We start from the raw sequence: 17,476 nt of genomic DNA on the forward strand, positions 1-17,476 counted from the left end.
GGGACGGACGACACCGGGGGACGGATTGCGTGCCCTCCCCGCCGTGAAGATGTTGCCGCCCGATGAAACACTACATTCGGGCGGCGGGTGGTGCCGTGCTCGGGCTGTTGGCGATGGCCTGTGGCGACGGCGGCTTCACACCGGACCCCGGCGTGCGGACCGAGGACGCCGAGGCGGTGGACCTGGAAAACCTTCGCATCCTCGTGAGCGGCGAGGCGCGCGTGTTCCCGGAGGCCGAGGGCCTGGCCGCGGCACCGGCGTCGCTCACCGGGATGGCGCTCACCGTGGAGGAGCCGCTGCGCGTGGCCGTCAACGACGCGGCCGCCACCTTCGCCACCGGCGAGGTGTCCGAGGACGGCGCCTTCCGCATCACCGACGTGCCCGTGCGCGACGTGCACCAGGGGCTCGCGGTGGGGCTCGTGCACGAGGGGCTCGTGCGCAGCACCACGCTCGTCTACGACACCGCCTTCACCGGCACCCGTCCGCGCACGGACATCATCGACGCGCGGGCGTGGGCCCTGCCCACCGCGTTCGTGGATCAGCTGGGCGCCGCCGTGGGTGCGCCGCGCCTCCAGGGCCACACCGGGGACCCGGCGGCCACCCTGGCCTCCGCGGGCTTCGTGCTGGGGCGCGTGGTGGACCTGAACGGCCAGCCCGTGAGCGGCGCGCGCGTGGCGTTGAACCGCGCCGAGTTGGGGGACCGCGTCTACTACCCGTCCGGTGACCTGACGTCCGTGGACACCGCGGGCACCGCGGCCCACGGGCTGTTCCTCTTCGTGCACTCCGGCGCCGGCGTGTCCTCGTTCCAGCTGTCCGTGGAGGGCACCGACACCTACGTGCCGCGTAACGTCGACGTGGGCCCGGGGCTGGGCGTCGTCCTCACCGTGTATCCAGGCCGCTACGCACCCTGACCCAACCCTGGACAGGCCGGACATCCCCGCCTAGGACGGACATCCCCCCAACCCCGGCGTCCCATTGCCGGGGGGGCCCCTGACACGTGATGTTGTGGCAGGATGCAGGGCTGGCGTTCCGGGGGGACGCGGATGATGAGCGGCCGATCCATGCCACGAAGCACGGCGTTGGTCCGTGCCCTTGCGCGCAGCTCCGCGGTGGCCGCCTGCCTGGTGGGCCTGTTGGTGCTGCTCGGCTGGGCGTTGGATGTCATGGTCCTCAAGTCCATGGGCGCGGCGATCCCCGCCATGCGCCCCACCGCCGCGTTGGGGTTGCTGCTGGGTGGGGCCGCGCTGGGCCTGCGGCTGCCGGCCACGCCCTCCCGCTTCCAACACCGGCTGGGCACCGCGCTCGCCCTGGCCACGGCCCTCCTGGGCGCGGCGAGCCTCGTGGATGGCGTCATCACCGGCGGCACCGGGGGCCTGGACGCGCTGTTCCTGCGCGTCTTTGGAGAAGAGGTCGGCGCGTCGCCCGGCATCGCGCCGTCGCCCCTCACCGCGCTGTGCCTGATGCTGCTGGGTCCGGCGCTGGCACTGGTGGACCGGGGCCACCCGCAGCGGCTGTCGTGGTCGGACGCGCTGGTGGTGCTCGCGCTGATGGCGGCGCTGACGGGGCTCAACGGCTTCCTGCTGGGCCCGCTGGTGACGCCCGTCGCCGCTCCGTTCTTCCAGGAGCGCAGCATGGGGCTGCACACCACCTGCGTGCTGATGCTGCTGGCCATGGGCACGCTGTGCGCCCGGCCGGAGCTGGGGCTGATGGCGCGGCTCACGCGGGACACGCTGGGCGGCTTCGTGGCGCGGCGGCTGGTGCCGGTGACGCTGCTGGGGCCGCCGGTGCTGGGGCTGACGCTGGTGTTGCTCCACCTGACGGGCGGGCTCAGCCACGACGCGAAGCTGCCGCTCTTCGCCACGGTGGTGGCCGCGGGCGGCGTCACGCTGGTGCTGCTGGCGGCGCGGGCGCTGGACGTGCTGGACACCGAGCGCATGCGGGCCACCGCCGCGCTGGAGGCCTCCGAGGAGCGCTTCCGCACCTTCCTGGACACCGCGCCGGACCCCATGGTGGTGGTGGACGCCACCGGCCGCGTGCGCTTCGCCAACGCGGAGGCGGAGCGCGTCTTCGGCTACCGCCGGGAGGCCCTGCTGGCCCGCGAGGTGGAACTGCTGGTGCCGGAGGGGCTCCACGGCCCGGCCACCGCCGGGGAAGGCGCGGAGCGCGCCAGGGGTGGGCGGCTGGTGTCCGGGCAGCGGCAGGACGGCACCAGCGTGCCGCTGGAGGTGCGGCTGAGCCCGCTGGAGGGCGAGGACGACGCCACGCGCATCGCCATCCTGCGCGACGTCACCGAGCGCCGGGACCTGGAGAAGCTGCGCGAGGAGTACGTGGGGCTCATCTCCCACGACCTGCGCAACCCGCTGAACACCATCAACCTGCGCGCCCACCTGCTCCAGCGCGCGCTGCATGAGCGGAAGCTGGAGCGCGAGGGCATCATGGCCCAGGCCATCATCCACAACGTGGAGTGGATGAGCACGATGATCGAGGAGCTGCTGGAGGGTTCGCGGCTGGAGTCCGGCCGGGTGAGCCTGCGCCGCGAGGCGCGCGACCTGGGCCGCTTCCTGGCGGAGGTGCTGGAGCGCGACGTGCCGCCCGACGCGCGCGAGCGCTTCCGGCTTCACCTGGCGAACCCGCTGCCGCCGGTGCCCATGGACGCCGCGCGCATGGAGCGCGTGGTGACCAACCTGCTGACCAACGCGCTCAAGTACAGCCCCAAGGGGACGCCGGTGGACGTGCGGCTCTCCGCCGTGCACGACCACGCCGTGGTGTCGGTGACCAACCAGGGCGCGGGGCTGTCCCCCCGGGACGCGGCGCGTCTGTTCGACAAGTACTACCGCACGGAGGACGGCCGCTCGGCGGACGGCAAGGGGCTGGGGCTGGGGCTGTACATCAGCCGGCTCATCGTGGAGGCCCACGGCGGCCACATCTGGGTGGAGAGCGAGCCGGACCGGGGCGTCACCTTCTTCTTCAGCGTGCCCCTGGAAGCCCCCTCCACCCCCACGGCGACGCAACCGCTGCGCCAGCGCGCGGGCTAGCGCGGCACGAACCAGCGCGGCAGCCAGTCCGCGCCCTTCGCCGTGGTGAGCCGCGTCTGACCGGTGCCATCCGGGCGCATGAGGTACAGGTCGGTGTCGCCGTCGCGCTCGGAGACGAACACCAGCGCCTTGCCGTCCGGGCTCCACGCCGGCATGTCGTCGCGGTGCTGTCCGTCCGTCAGCGCCACCGGCGCGCCTCCCGCCACGTCCGCCACCCAGATGCGGCTCTTGCCGTCCTGAAGCCGGGCCACGTACGCCACGCGCTTGCCGTCCGGGCTGAAGACCGCCTCGCGCTCGTCGCCCGCGAAGCCCGCTCCGGACAGGGCGCGCAGGTCCGAGCCGTCCGCGCTCACCAGGTACACGCGCTCCTTGCGCTCGCGGTTGCTCACGAACAGCAGCCACTTCCCATCCGGGCTCCACTGCGGCGTCCGGTCCTCCATGTAGAACGTGGTGATGCGGCGGGGCTCGCCCGTGCCGTCCGCGCGGAAGACGTAGACCTCCGGGTCCCCGTCACCGCTGCACACGGCCGCCACCTCCGTGCCGTCCGGGGACACCGCGGGCTCGAAGCAGCCCGCCTGCACGTGCGTCAGTTGCGTGTCCACCGCGTTCGCCTGGGGCAGCACGCGCACCACGTCGCTGAAGCCCTGCGCGTCGGACTCCGCCACCAGCCAGGTACCGTCCGGCGCCCAGCTCGCGTTGCGCGCCCGGGGCCGGGGCGGATGCAGCGCCACCTGGCGGCCTCCCTCGAGCGGCTGCAGGCGCAGTTGCTGGAAGACGCGCCCGTCCGCCTCGCCCGACGCAATCACCAGCAGCGTGCGCCCGTCCGGCGACGGCGGGCCGGGGTACTCGTCCTCCGGCGCAGTGGTGACCTGCGTCTCTTCTCCAGCGGGCGTCACCCGCCAGACGTCCTTCTGTCCCGCCCTTTCGGAGAGGAAGACGATGGTGCCCGGCAGGGCCCGCCGCTCCGCCTCCGACAGCGCGCCGGGCGCCGCGGCGCCGCCAGTGCCGGCGCAGCGGCCCTGACAGCCCATGGCGCCCAGCATGGCGAGCACGGCCCACCACCGCCGTGCCCGCGAGGGCCCGGAACGCTTCCGCCGTTCAAGGCCCTCGGGCATCACGTCAGCGCACCCGGACCGCGTCGGCCATGACCACGTAGCCCGGGGTCGTCCAGCGGCTCAGCTGCACCTTGTTCCAGCCGGCGGAGAAGCTGTACGTGCCCAGCGTCACCCACTTGCCGCCGTTGGTCTGCTGGTTCACGGACACGCGGCCCACCTCGGCGCCCGACGCGTTGTAGGCGATGAACGGCGCCGTGGGGGAGCGGTTCGTGCCCGCCACCCACCAGGCGTCGATGGTGCGCGTCTGCGCGGAGGGCAGGTAGAACTCGAACGTGGCCGGCGCGGAGATGGCCTCCGTGGCCGCGTAGTAGTAGCCGCTGCCGTAGTAGCCAGCGCTGTAGCCGTCCGTCCACGTGCCCGTCGTCGAGAACTTCGCCTTGGAGGCGTCGTTGTTCGCGCTGTTGCTGTCGATGATGATCTCACCGCTCGGCGTCGTGGTGCCGCAGTAGCTGTTCACCTTGCTCAGGTACGTGGACCACGGCCAGTTGGGGCCCGGGTCCGTGCGCGTCGCGGGCTGCAGCTTGCCGTGCGCCACGATGTGGTAGCTGTCCTTCACGATGGAGTTGTCGCGCGCGATGTCGCACGACAGCTTCGCGGACGCGTCAATCTGCCCGGCCGGGAAGGACGACTGGCTGGCGTAGCCGCCGTGCTCGATGCCGATGGTGAAGTGGTTGGACTGCACGCCGTTGAGCCAGCACTCCTTGCTGCTGTTGAGCGTGCAGTCGTACGTCGCGCCGATGTGGTAGGCCCGGTGCGCCTCACGCACCAGCTGGGAGATTTCGGAGCCGCTCTCGTTCACCACGTAGTGCGCGCTCACGCCCGCGGCGCTGTTGGTGAGCCAGCTCCAGCACGAGCCGTAGGAGCCCTCACAGGTGTGGATGATGATCATCGACGGCTTGTGCGACCGGGTCGTGCTGTAGTTGCCCGTCGGCGCCGCGCGCCAGATGGACGACGCGTAGTCCGGGCCCGCCGCCATGGCGCGCACCTGGGGACGCGCGAACTTCGCCTCCACCTTCACGGGCTCCAGCGACACGACCACCGAGCCGTCCTGGTTGAGCGCCACCGCGCCCTCGTTCATCACCGCGTACACGGAGCGGTGCACGTGCTCCGCCTGCGCCTCCGGGTTGGTGATGCCGCTCAGCTGGGCCACCACCGGCGCCCACGCGGCCAGGTCCCCACGCTCCACGTTCGCGTCCGTGGCCAGCTGGGACAGCCGCGCCGCGCCCGCGCGCAGGTTGGACAGCGCGTCCGTGCGCGCCGCCTCCGCCGTCACGCCCGCCAGCGCCGCGCCCTGCTCCAGGTCCTCACCGCGCAGCGCCATCAGGCCGAATGCCGGCTGCTGGCCCGGGAACTCCGCCTCGCCGCGCACCATCTGCCAGCGCGTCTCCGCGTAGGAGACCGCCTTGAGCAGCTCCGCCGGGACGTTGAACTCCTGGGCGGCCTGCGCGAACAGCGGGTCCAGCTCGCGCGGCAGCGTGCTGCCCGCCGTGTCCGTGGAGGGCTGCGACGGCGTCTCGGCCGGAGGGGCCTCCGTGGGCTGCTGCTCCTGGGGACCGCACGCGGAAAGCACCAGGGCGACGGCCGCCGCCGCGAAGGGATTGCGGAAGGTTGACATGAGGGGACTCCAAAAATCGGGGGAGGAACTCCGCGCCTTCACAGCACCGTGCGTGCCAGCCGCCTCCATCCCGTCACCTTCGTCCAGTTTTCTTCCGCGACCGGTGCATGCATGCTCCACCCATACCCAGCGCGCGGCGCTCCTCGTGACTTCAAACACCTGAAATCACGGAATTACCTACATCACGGGACCCGCTGTTTCACGCCGAGTCCTGCATGGTGCATGGATGCCGCACTGCCGTGTTTCAGGACATCCATGACGTAACGTTTTGTTACACCATTTCTTGTATTAATCACTATTTGAACCCTTGGCGGACCGGGGCAGCGGGCCGTCCGGGCGTGCGCCGTGCTGGAAGGGCCGACATGGGGCCAGGGCATCCGCTATGACGCCAGCATCATGCGGCTCTTCGGTATTGGCGACACGCACCTGCCCTCCACCCGGCAGAAGGACATGCACCGCTTCGGCTGGACGGACCACCCGCTGCCCCTGCAGCGCGCGTGGGACGAACGGGTGCGGCCGGAGGACGCGGTCATCGTCGCGGGGGACATCTCCTGGGCCACGCGTCCCCACGAGGTGATGGAGGACCTGGCGTGGCTGGACGCGCGGCCGGGGCGCAAGGTGCTGGTGCGCGGCAACCACGACTACTGGTGGGGCGACTCCGCGTCCAAGCTGCGCAAGCTGCTGGAGCCATTCCGCACGCTGGAGGGCTTCCTCCACAACAACGCCTTCGTGCTGGGGCCGTGGGTCATCGCCGGCACGCGGCTGTGGACCGCGCCGGAAGCGCCGCCCATGCCCGGCGGAGAGATGGGCGACGAGCAGGGAGACTCCGGCTACGTGGAGCGTGAGACGCGCCGGTTGGCCACGTCCATTGACGACGCGCTCAAGAAGGAGGCGGCCCACCCCACGCCGCTCACCCGCATCGTCGCGGTGCACTTCCCGCCCGTGTACGCGAACGAGCGGGCCACCGCCTTCAGCGCCCCCATCGAAGCGTTCGCCCCCAAGGTCTGCGTGTACGGGCACCTGCACTCGAGCGGCATCCCCGCGGGCTTCACGGGCGAACGGGCCGGCGTGCGCTACGTGCTCGCGTCCTGCGACGCGGCCGGCTTCGCGCCGGTGCTGCTGGACGAGCGCTGAGCGCCTCCGCGCCCGAGGTCACGGGGGCTCCAGGGAACCTGCCGCGTCGGCCCGGACACGGGACATGGCAGGTCCTCGAGGGTGCGACGCCCGGTGAAGCGCTTTGTCGACAGGTGAAACAGGGCCGTTAAGCTGGCTCCGGGTTCGCCCGTGAACCAAGGAGTGGAAGTCATGCCGTCGGACAAGGCCGAACTCGCCGCCCGGATCGCCATCCTCCAGTCGGGGGACTCCATCCGTGGGCTCATCTTCAAGTCCGTCTTCGGCCTGGTGCAGCAGCACGCGGGCGCCATCGGGATGGAGCAGCTGCGCGTGGGGGAGCTGAACCACGACTACGCGGAGCTGCGCTCGTACCCGGCGCGGGAGTTCCTCACGCTGCTGTACAACACGGCGGACCTGCTGGAGGGCGCGCTCGGTCCCCAGGACGCGGTGTTCCACGCGTGCGGCGAGGTGAGCATCACCCGCTACTCCACCGGGCCCGGGATGCTGGTGTTCGGCATCATCTCCCGGGGTGATCCCCAGAAGCTCTTCGCGGGCGCGCAGATGGCGTACAGCGCGGCGGTGTCCTACGGCAACCGCGAGTACCTCACGACGGGCCCCAAGTCCGGCACCCTGCGCATGCGCCGGGACATGATGCCGCCCGCGTATCACGTGGGCATCCTCACCGGTTCGCTGAAGGTGCTGGGACTGACGGGCAAGGCCACCGCGAAGCCGCAGGGCATCGACCGCGTGGACTACGACATCGAGTGGAGCTGAGGCTTCAGTCCACGCGGGTGTAGGTCACGTCCAGCTGCGCCACCACGCGCTCGCCCACGGACGCCCAGCAGGCGAAGGTGTGGTCCGCGCCGCGCACGCGGGTGCGGTGCGCGCCGAACACCACCGTCTGGCCCGCGTAGGCCAGGCTGTCCGCGGACAGCTTCACGTCCTTGGCCACGAAGCGGGCGCCCGGCGCGCGCTCCAGCGAGCGGCCCAGCGTGGTCGCCATGCGCGTCATGCCGCCCGCGACGACGGCCACCGGCATCACCGGGTGCATGGCGAAGTGGCCCTTGCACAGCTCCGGGGTGACGACGAGCGAGGAGCGCATCGTGTCGCCCTCCATGCGGAAGTCCTGGAGGTCCAGCGGCTTGCTGTACGGGTTCTGCCGCAGCTTCGCCCACTCCTCCGGGGTGCGCTGCACGGTGTCCGCGGGGCGCGGCTCGCGGCGCATCTCCTGGCGCGCCTCGCCGAACAGGCGGGTGAAGGCGGCGGCGGACAGCACGTTGTAGTCCACCTCCAGCTTGAACAGCGGCGTGCCGTCCGAAGAGGACAGCAGCGTGCGCGCCGTGCAGGTGCGCTTGCCAGTGTACTCCGCCTGCGCCAGCGCCCAGAGCATGTCCGTGGCGCGCTCCTGCGCCTGGGGCACCAGCCACTGACCGCGCGCCGCGCTGGCCAGGTAGAAGTGCTGCCCGTCCTTGGGCGCCACCAGCGCCGAAGCGCACGAGCCCAGGATGGCCAGGTGACGGCCCGCCTCGCCCAGCCCCAGCGGCATCGCCTCCGCGTCCGTCGCCATCTGCACCGGCACGCGCGCCACCACCTCGCCCGGCAGCACCGTCACGTCCTTCAGCGCGAAGTACGGGTCACGCACGCAGATGCGCGGGTACAGCTCCTGCGCGCTCAGCACCGTGTACGGCGCCGCCTCCGACAGGGGCATCCGGGGCTCGGCCATCCACGGCATGACGGACTTCACCGGAGAGACAGCCGGGGACGACACGGGAGCGGGGGCGATGGCCTGGAGCATGGAAGGGCTGACCTCGTTTCAGACGCCGGGTGCCGGGGGACACCTGGCCGCAGGGTAACCAAGTTCTATTGCGCTGGGACAGTACTTTTCTCTGCCCCGCGAAAAGATTCTCGATTCATCGACGAAAGTGTTGCTGCCCTGCCGTATTTTTCTGTCGGAGCCGGAAAAAACGGACGGGGGGAGGTGCAATTTGAAGCAGGCAAGCCCCTGCGTAAAGGGCCGACCAGCAACCTCTTGCCAACACCCCCGGGTCAGAATCACCCCTCACCCGGGAACGTTGCCCATGTGTTTTCAACGGGTTACGAGGAGGAATAAACCTCAAGCCCAGTAAAACCCGTGCAGCACCACCCGAGTAGCTTTTCTACTCCTGGGGTGAAGTCCCGATGCGGCACGGTCCAGATTACAGCTCCACCTGACTGCCCAGCTCCACCACGCGGTTGGGCGGAATCCGGAAGTAGGCGGTGGCGCTGCGGGCGTTGCGGCTCATCCAGGTGAAGAGGGCCTCGCGCCACAGGGCCATGCCGGGCTTCTTGGTGGGGATGATGGTTTCGCGCCCCAGGAAGAAGCTGGTGCCCATGAGCTGGAACTGGAGCCCCTTCTCCCGGCAGCGCTTGAGGATGTCCGGGATGCTGGGGTTCTCCATGAAGCCGTAGCGGGCCACGACGCGCACGAAGCCCTGCTCCAGGGGCTCCACCTCCACGCGCTCGCCCACGACGACGTGGGGAATCTCCTCCGGGATGATGGTGAGCAGCACCACCTGCTCATGGAGGATCTTGTTGTGCTTGAGGTTGTGCAGGAGCGCGGGCGGGGTGCCCTCCGGGTTGCCCGTCATGAAGATGGCGGTGCCGGGCACGCGCACGGGCGGGTGGTCCCCGAAGCTGCCCAACAGGTCCTTGAGGCCCAGGCTGGCCGCGCGCAGCTTGGCGGCGAGGATGTCCCGGCCGCGCTTCCAGGTGGTCATCAGCGTGAAGATGCAGACGGCGAGCAGCAGCGGGAACCAGCCGCCGTCGGGGATCTTCGCCACGTTGGCGCCGAAGAAGGCCAGGTCCACCACCATGAAGAGGCTGACGACGGGCAGGGCCACGGAGCGGCGGACGCCCCAGCGCTCGCGGGCCACCACGTAGGCCAGCAGGGTGGTGATGCCCATGGTCGTCGTCACCGCGATGCCGTACGCGGCCGCCAGCCGGCTGGAGGAGCCGAAGCCCAGCACCAGCGCGATGACGCCCACCAGCAGCGCGCCGTTGATGCCGGGCAGGTAGATCTGCCCCATCTCCTCCGCGGACGTGTGCACCACCTCCATGCGCGGGCAGTAGCCCAGCTGCATGGCCTGCCGGGTGGTGGAGAAGGAGCCGGAGATGAGGGCCTGCGACGCGATGACGGCCGCGGCGGTGGACAGGGCGACCAGCGGATACAGGGCCCAGTCCGGGGCCAGGAGGAAGAAGGGGTTGCGGGCGGCCTCCGCGTGGCGCAGCAAGAGCGCGCCCTGGCCCAGGTAGTTGAGCACCAGGGACGGCAGCACCAGCCCGAACCAGGCCCGCCGGATGGGCTTCGCGCCGAAGTGGCCCATGTCCGCGTAGAGCGCCTCGCCGCCCGTCACCACCAGGATGACGGCGCCCAGCACCAGGAAGCCGTGCCACCCGTTGTCCATGAAGAACTGCACGCCGTGCACGGGCGACAGCGACCAGAGCACCGCGGGGTTGTGGATGAGCTCCTTCACGCCCAGCACCGCCAGCACCAGGAACCACACGGTCATCAGGGGGCCGAACACCGAGCCGATGCCCGCCGTGCCCTTCCTCTGCACCATGAACAAGAGCAGCAGGATGACGAGCGAGATGGGAATCACGTACGGCTCGAAGACGGGGGTGGCCACGCTCAGGCCCTCCACCGCGCTCATCACGGAGATGGCCGGGGTGATGACGCCGTCTCCATAGATGAGCGCCGCGCCGAAAAGGCCCAGGGTGATGAGCACGGGCCGCGCGCGGTGGGACTGGCCCCGGGGCCGGTGCATGGCCAGCGCCATCAGCGCGAGGATGCCGCCCTCGCCCCGGTTGTCCGCGCGCATCACGAAGATGATGTACTTCACCGACACGACGATGATGAGCGACCACACGATGAGCGACAGCACGCCCAGCACGTTGGCCGGCGTGGGCGTGACGCCGTGCGCTCCGGTGAAGCATTCGCGCAGCGCGTAGAGCGGACTGGTTCCGATGTCTCCGTAGACGATGCCCAGCGCGCTCAGGGCGAGCATCGCGATGCGTTTGGGAGAATCCGGCGCCTCCGAAGGGGCGGCCGGTGATTCCGAGGGTGCGTTCACGGCCCCCGCTTTAGCCGAACCCGGGCCCGGAGCAACCGAAGCCGTGACGCTCCTTTGTTTTCCAACCGCTCCAGGTGTTCCCATGTGCGCGCCTGGGCGCCCTGCCCTCGGGGGTGCCGGGCCGCGGAACGAGGCGGGTGCCCGCCACCAACGCTTCCGGGGGGGCGGTGTCGAGCATCCGCAGAAGTCAGGGATGGCGGGACCTGGGACGCAGAGCGCCGCGAGCGGGGGCGTGTTCCCATGGCGGGTGCAACGGGGGGACGTGGCATGACGATGGTGGCAACCAGGCTGGGGGAGGCGCGGCAGTACGGGGCGCGGCTTCCGGAGATTGAAGAGCGGCTGGCGCTGCTGGCGGAGGCCTCGCGGCTGCTGGCGGACGCGTCGCTGGAGCCCCCGGCGGTGATGGAGCGGCTGTGCGGCCTGGTGGTGCCCCTCTTGGGCTCCGCGTGCGCGCTGCGGCTGCTGTCGGAGGACGGGCTGTGGCTGCGCACGGTGGCGTCCGCGGCGGCGGTGCCGGAGGCGCGCGTGCGGTTGCAGGCGCTGTTCACGCAGCGGGTGCGCGCGGACGAGGGCGTGGCGGCGGAGGTGCTGGACACGGGCGAGGCGCAGGGAGTGGAGGCGGTGCTGGTGCTGCCGCTGAGGGCCCGGGGGCGCCCGCTGGGGACGCTGACGGTGTGGCGGGAGGCGCCGGAGCCGGCGTCGTTCGATTCCGGAGAGCAGTTGCTGCTCCAGGAGCTGGCGGACCGGGCGGCGCTCGCGCTGGACGTGGCGCGGGCGTACGCGTCCGAGCGGCAGGCGCGGCAGGCGGCGGAGGTGGCGGCGGGGAGGCTCGCGCGGCTGCAGCACGTCACCGCGGAGCTGTCCGAGGCGCTCACCGCGGCGCGCGTGGCGGAGGTGGTGCTGGAGCAGGGGCTGGCGGTGGCGGACGCGAAGGCCGGGGCGCTGTGGGGCGTGGCGCCGGACGCCATGAGCGCCACGCTGCTGCGCTGCGCGGGCTGCACGCCGGACGCGGCGGAGCGGCTGAAGCGGATGCCCCTGGAGGGGGACTCGCCCGTGGCGCGCGTGCTGCGCGAGTCGCGGCCGGTGTGGCTGACGGCGGAGGACGCGCTGTCGGGCTCGGAGCGGCCGGCGACGTCTTCCGCGTGCCTGCCGCTGGTGGCGGATGGGCGGGTGCTGGGGGCGCTGGTGTTCACCTTCGGCCTGCCGCACGGGTTCGACGACGACGAGCGGGCCTTCCTCCAACTGGTGGCGCACCACGCGGCGCAGGCGCTGGCGCGGGCGCGGCTGCTGGAGCGCGAGCAGCGGGCGCGGGCGGCGCTGCGCGAGGCGCACGGGACGCTGGAGGCCATCATCCAGGCGAGCCCCACGGCCATCATGCTGTTGGATCCGGACGGCACGGTGCGGCTGTGGAATCCGGCCGCGGAGCGGATGCTGGGGTGGACGGCGGAGGAGGTGCTGGGGAAGGTGCTGCCAGCCGTGCCGCCGGAGCACTGGGAGGCGTTCCGCCACGGCCTGGAGCGCGCCACGCGGGGCACGGTGCTGGACGGCGCACCGCTGGCGGCGAGGCGGCGCGACGGAGGCGCGGTGCAGGTGGCCATGTGGACGGGGCGCGTGCACCCGGCGAGCGGCCCGCCGCAGTGCCTGAGCGTCATGGTGGACATCACCGAGCGCCAGCGCGGCGAGGCGGCGCAGCGCTTCCTCGCGGAGGCCGGCGGAGTGCTGGCGGGGAGTCTGGAGGAGGAGGAGACGCTGGAGCGCGTGGCGCACCTGGCGGTGCCGCAGTACGCGGAGGCCTGCGGCGTGTTCCTGGAGGACGAGTCCGGCGGCGTGCGCTGCGTGGCCACGGCGGGCGTCGAGGACGGCGAGGTGCCGCCCCCAGGGCTCGCGGTGGTGGCACGGGTCATCCAGTCGGGGAGGCCGGAGTCGCGCTCGGGGCTGTCGGAGGGAGACCCGTCGTGCGCGAGGGCGGGCGGGACGTGCGCGTACCTGTGCGTGCCGCTGCGGGTGCGCGGGCACACGCTGGGGGCGCTGACGTTCGTCACGTCGAAGGGGGCGTACGACGCGCACGACCTGGCGCTGGCGCAGGAGCTGGCGCGGAGGGCGGCGCTGGCGCTGGACAATGCGAGCCTCTACCGGGACGCGCGTCAGGCCATCCGCCTGCGCGAGGAGTTCCTGTCCATCGCGAGCCATGAGTTGAAGACGCCCATCAGCGCGCTGCAGCTCCAGGTGCAGAGCCTGCTGGCGGGGCTGGCGCGGTCCGGCGCGGCGCTGGACCCGGAGCGGCTCAAGCGCGGCCTGGAGCGGGTGGACCGGCAGGTGAAGCGGCAGACCCTGCTGGTGAACGACCTGCTGGACGTGTCGCGCCTGAGCGCGGGGAAGCTGGAGCTGGTGCTGGAGCCCCTGGAGCTGGGGGTGCTGGTGCGCGAGGTGGCCGAGCGCTTCGAGCAGGAGTACGCGCGCTCGGGCACGCCGCTGGAGCTGTCGCTGGCGCCGGAGGTGCTGGGGCAGTGGGACCGGCTGCGGTTGGATCAGGTCTTCACCAACCTGTTCTCCAACGCGCTGAAGTACGGGCGGGGCAACCCGGTGCACGTGTCGCTGGAGGTGGAGGACGACCGGGCCCGGCTGCGGGTGAAGGACGGCGGCATCGGCATCGCGAAGGAGCACCTGCCGCGCCTGTTCCACCGCTTCGAGCGCGCGGTGTCCGAGCGCAACTACGGCGGCTTCGGGCTGGGGCTGTGGATCGCCCGCCAGATTGTCGAGGCGATGGGCGGCCACATCGAGGTGGACAGCGTCCTGGGCGAAGGCTCCACGTTCACCGTGGAGCTTCCGCGTGGCTAGCGGTGGGAGGCGGGGAGCCCTTCCGCGATGAAGCCGCAGCCGCGCTGGGATGCGCGGCCGTGGAGGACGTGACAGCGCTCGGGGGTGGGGCAGTCCGTGTCGCGGGTGCAGGGCTGGAAGCAGTAGCCGCTGGTCTCGTCGCAGGTGAGGCCCGGGCCGCATGGGGCCTGGGCATCACAGCGGGCGCGGCACTCGAAGGCCGTGGTTTCGAGGGTGGGCTCGGCGAAGCCGCGCAGGCAGTCCTGGTTCGCGGCGCAGGGCGCCGTGTCCAGGCAGGCGGGGCCCACGAAGGGGCGGCAGATGGGCACTTCGCCCGGGCCGTCCGTCTCACAGCGCTCGCCCCGCGGACAGGGGCGGTCGCGGCAGCTGGGAACGCAGGCCCCGAGGACGCGGTAGGGATTGGGGGCGCACTCGGTGCCGGTGGCGCAGGCGTCCGGGTCGTGCACGTCGCACGGCGGGCCGCAGAACCCTTGGACGCAGACGAGCCCCGGCGCGCAGCGGCCCTCGTCCGTGCACCGCTCTCCCGCGCGCAGCGTTCCCTGGGGCACGCAGCGGTTCAGGACCTGGCCTGACGTGGACGTGTCCACGGGGTGGCAGGTGTCGGACGGGGTGCAGTCCGACGCGTCGTCGCAGAAGTGGTGCAGGGGCTGGCAGTCGCGGAAGCCGAAGTCCGGGTGATGCGCGCACACGGCATCCTCGGGACATGCGTCGTCCGCGTCGCAGCGGTCCTCGCAGGCGAGCGAGCCCCGGGTGTCCGCGTGGCAGTTGGATGGGACGTTCGACAGCCGGATGCCGTTGCTCAGCACGACGGCGCCGCCTCGGGACTCAAGGCCGCGCCGTGCAGGACCATCCGACAGGTCCGCCTGCGCGGTGAGGTCCGGCCCCGGCCATGCGAGCCACACGCCCGTGCCCACGGCGGTCACGAGCGCGGTGAAGGCGATGAGGAGGCAGAGCCTGCGCGGATTCAGGCGGAGCCTACAGCGCCAGCAGCAGCAGCGATGCCTGCTCCGCGGGCGAGGCCGCGATGAAGGCGTCCGGCAGCGTGATGACCGTGGGCGGCATGAACGAGCGGTCGCAGCTGCGCTTCCCCTCGTAGGTGCGCCCCTCCTCCTTCGCCTTCAGCCGGTACGTGCAGTCGCGCACGTACACCGTCAGCTCCCGCGGCGACAGCGTCAGGTTCACCGGGCGCCCGTAGAAGCCGCCCTTCGCCTTCACCGCGTCGCCTTCCTTCTTCACGTCCAGGTTCACCACCGCGGTCCCGATGTTGCCCTTCACCTTCTCGTCCTCCAGCTTCAGCGTCACCGGGGCGTCCGCCACGCGGCCTCGCAGCTCGCCTGGAAGACGGGACACCTGGAACTCAGGCCCCGTGACGTTGTCCGGCGTGATCCGCAGGTTGAACTGCGTCCGCGCGACGCTGAAGCCTATCTGGTCCTGCGCCGAGGACGCCCACGCACCGCCCACCCCCGCGAGTACCGCCAACACTCCCACGCTCCGACGCAATGACTGTCTATCGCGCTTCATGGATAGGACTCTCCTCGCTGACATGGACAATGTGTAACGTCCCCCGGCCGCCGACATACCGGCGACGGCCGGGGCGCTTCGTCGTGGGGGCTACTTTCCGCCCGCTGCCCCGCTCCCCTGCCCTGCCGCCGGGCCCTGCAGGTGCTTCTCGAAGAACATCAGCGCCGTCGTCTGGGCCATGTCCCGGTTGGTCTTCTTCTGGAACCCGTGCCCCTCGTCCGTGGCCAGCAGGTACCAGACGTCCGAGCCCTTCTTGCGCACCGCCTGGACGATCTGCTCCGCCTCCGACTGCGGCACGCGCGGGTCATTGGCCCCCTGCTGCACGAAGAGCGCCGCGCGAATCTTGTCCACCGAGCCCAGCGGCGAGATGCGCTCCTGCACCTTGCGCACCGCCGGGTCGCGCTCGTCGCCGTACTCCGCGCGGCGCAGGTCCCGCCGGTAGGCCTGCGTGTTCTGCAGGAACGACGGCAGCGACGAGATGCCCACCACGTCCACCGCCGCCTTGATGCGGTCCGGGAAGTACGCCGCCGTCGCCAGCGTCATGTAGCCGCCGTACGAGCCGCCGTAGATGCCCACCCGCGCCGCGTCCAGCTCCGGCCGGGAGGCGACGAAGTCCAGCGTGGCTCCGATGTCCGCCAGGCTCGCCTCGCGCTTCACGCCGTCATCCATGGCGCGGTACGCCTTGCCGTACCCCTCCGAGCCGCGCACGTTGGGCAGGAGCACCGCCATGCCCAGCTCCGTCACCATCAGCTGCGTCTGCGCGCTGAAGATGGGCTGGCTCTGGCCCTCCGGGCCTCCGTGGAACATCACCACCACCGGCACCTTCCCCTTCGCGTTCTTCGGCAGGTACAGGAACGCCGGCACCTTCACGCCATCCGTGGACGGGTAGCGCACCAGCTCCGGCTCCACGAACGTCTCCGGATCCAACCCGCCCACCTCCGAGCGCGTCCAGCGCGTGGTCTTCTTCGTGCCCAGGTCCACCGTGAAGATGTCCAGCGGCACGCGCGCGGACGTCAGCGAGAACGCCACGCGGTCCGAGCGCTTGTCCGGGAAGCGGACCTGCGAGAGCACCCCGCGCGGAATCTCCACCGGCGACAGCGCCTGCGTGCGCGTGTCCAGCAGGTACAGCTTGCCGAAGCCCTCCTCGTTGATGGCCACCGCCAGCTTGCGGCCGTCCGGGGACAGCTCCAGGTGCTGCACGTTCCAGCGCACCGACTTCGTCAGCGACGGCGGCGCGGCCGGGGGCGCGCCCGTGAGCGGCAGCCGGTACACCTCCGCGAAGTCGCTGTAGCGGTCCGTGGCCACGTACACGCCCTGCCCGTCGTGCGTGAAGACGGCGGCGTCCACGCTGCCCTTGCCCTCCTTGGGCGTGAGCTGCGTGCGCGTGTTCGTCTTCACGTCCACCACGCTCAAGTCCGCGTCATCCGCCGCGCGGAACTGGCGCACCAGCAGCTTCGAGCCGTCCTGGGAGAACTCCAGCGGCGCCCAGCTGCCCTCCACCTCCGTCACCCGCTTCGCCTGCTTGGGGTCCGCCGTGGGCGCCACGTACACGTCGGTGTCCTTGCCGTTGCGCCCCGTGCCCGCGTACGCGAGCCAGCGCCCGTCCCTGGACACCACCAGCTCCTCATGCCGGCTCTTGCCGTCCGTCAGCAGCTCCGAGCGGCCCGTGCGCCGGTCCAGCTTGAGCACCTGGTAGAACTCTCCGCCGCCCGTGTCCTGCAGGTAGAAGATGACCTGCGGGTTGCCCGGCAGGAAGCGCGCCCGGTTGATGGGCTCCTTCGTGAAGGTGAGCTGCGTGCGCGAGCCCAGCGGCATCTCCACCAGGTGCAGCTGGTTGACGTCCGCGAAGCGCGTGGAGATGAGCATCTGCTGGCCATCCGCGCTCACGTCCAACAACTGCGCGGAGCGGGACTCCAGGTACTGCTGCACGCGCTGGGAGAGCGCGGGCGGCACCTGCGGCACGCCGCTCACCCACAAGTTGGGCAGGCCGGGCAGCGGGGCGATGCCGGGGACAGCGGACGGGGCCTTCGCGGCGGCGGCCGGCGCGGGGGGCGTCTTCGACGGCGCCGGCGCGGGCGTCTGCGCCGCGAGCAGGGACACGATGAGCGGAAGGGACGCGAGGTTCATGGT

Annotated in this window: 12 protein-coding genes; 5 read left to right on the forward strand and 7 right to left on the reverse strand. The window is 71.5% G+C overall.

Annotation, left to right across the window (positions count from 1 at the left end):
* Positions 1–62 precede the first annotated feature (62 nt).
* The gene (locus tag ACX114_RS37990) at positions 63–911 is read left to right on the forward strand and encodes a carboxypeptidase-like regulatory domain-containing protein (protein WP_459292640.1); all 849 of its coding nucleotides are present in this window, start codon (positions 63–65) and stop codon (positions 909–911) included.
* Between the two features lie 150 nt (positions 912–1,061).
* Positions 1,062–3,035: a sensor histidine kinase gene (locus tag ACX114_RS37995; protein ID WP_459292642.1), complete on the forward strand. Its 1,974-nt coding sequence runs from the start codon at positions 1,062–1,064 to the stop codon at positions 3,033–3,035.
* Here the strand turns inward: ACX114_RS37995 and ACX114_RS38000 are convergent.
* Entirely contained in the window at positions 3,032–4,078 is a 1,047-nt protein-coding gene (locus ACX114_RS38000; RefSeq protein ID WP_459300389.1) for a TolB family protein, read from the reverse strand. The two genes, ACX114_RS37995 and ACX114_RS38000, sit on opposite strands and share 4 nt — an antisense overlap.
* Before the next feature lie 76 nt (positions 4,079–4,154).
* A complete protein-coding gene (locus tag ACX114_RS38005) occupies positions 4,155–5,765 on the reverse strand; it encodes a golvesin C-terminal-like domain-containing protein (protein ID WP_459292644.1) in 1,611 nt (536 codons plus the stop codon).
* A gap of 396 nt (positions 5,766–6,161) precedes the next feature.
* On the opposite strand from ACX114_RS38005, the gene ACX114_RS38010 reads away from it, so the two are divergent.
* Positions 6,162–6,899, forward strand: coding sequence for a metallophosphoesterase (locus tag ACX114_RS38010; RefSeq protein ID WP_206787053.1), 738 nt, complete (start codon positions 6,162–6,164; stop codon positions 6,897–6,899).
* A gap of 171 nt (positions 6,900–7,070) precedes the next feature.
* Positions 7,071–7,652 carry a DUF2378 family protein gene (locus ACX114_RS38015; protein WP_459292646.1) on the forward strand — a complete coding sequence of 194 codons (582 nt, stop codon included), beginning with the start codon at positions 7,071–7,073 and terminating at the stop codon, positions 7,650–7,652.
* Between the two features lie 4 nt (positions 7,653–7,656).
* Here ACX114_RS38015 and ACX114_RS38020 read toward each other — a convergent pair whose 3' ends face one another.
* A complete protein-coding gene (locus ACX114_RS38020) occupies positions 7,657–8,673 on the reverse strand; it encodes a hypothetical protein (RefSeq protein ID WP_459292648.1) in 1,017 nt (338 codons plus the stop codon).
* A gap of 400 nt (positions 8,674–9,073) precedes the next feature.
* The gene (locus tag ACX114_RS38025) at positions 9,074–11,071 is read right to left on the reverse strand and encodes a potassium transporter Kup (RefSeq protein ID WP_459292650.1); all 1,998 of its coding nucleotides are present in this window, start codon (positions 11,069–11,071) and stop codon (positions 9,074–9,076) included.
* A 183-nt stretch (positions 11,072–11,254) separates the two neighbouring features.
* Between ACX114_RS38025 and ACX114_RS38030 the strand changes: the two genes are divergently transcribed.
* The gene (locus ACX114_RS38030; RefSeq protein ID WP_459292652.1) at positions 11,255–13,825 is read left to right on the forward strand and encodes a sensor histidine kinase; all 2,571 of its coding nucleotides are present in this window, start codon (positions 11,255–11,257) and stop codon (positions 13,823–13,825) included.
* Here the strand turns inward: ACX114_RS38030 and ACX114_RS38035 are convergent.
* From ACX114_RS38035 to ACX114_RS38045, 3 genes are all read right to left on the reverse strand, one after another.
* Complete coding sequence (locus tag ACX114_RS38035; RefSeq protein WP_459292654.1) at positions 13,822–14,748, reverse strand: hypothetical protein; 927 nt, start codon at positions 14,746–14,748, stop codon at positions 13,822–13,824. The genes ACX114_RS38030 and ACX114_RS38035 overlap by 4 nt on opposite strands.
* A gap of 52 nt (positions 14,749–14,800) precedes the next feature.
* A complete protein-coding gene (locus ACX114_RS38040; RefSeq protein ID WP_459292656.1) occupies positions 14,801–15,346 on the reverse strand; it encodes a hypothetical protein in 546 nt (181 codons plus the stop codon).
* A 90-nt stretch (positions 15,347–15,436) separates the two neighbouring features.
* Positions 15,437–17,473, reverse strand: a complete 2,037-nt coding sequence (locus tag ACX114_RS38045) for a S9 family peptidase (RefSeq protein WP_459292658.1) — start codon at positions 17,471–17,473, stop codon at positions 15,437–15,439.
* Positions 17,474–17,476 lie beyond the last annotated feature (3 nt).

It is taken from the genome of Corallococcus sp. M7 (assembly GCF_054512695.1).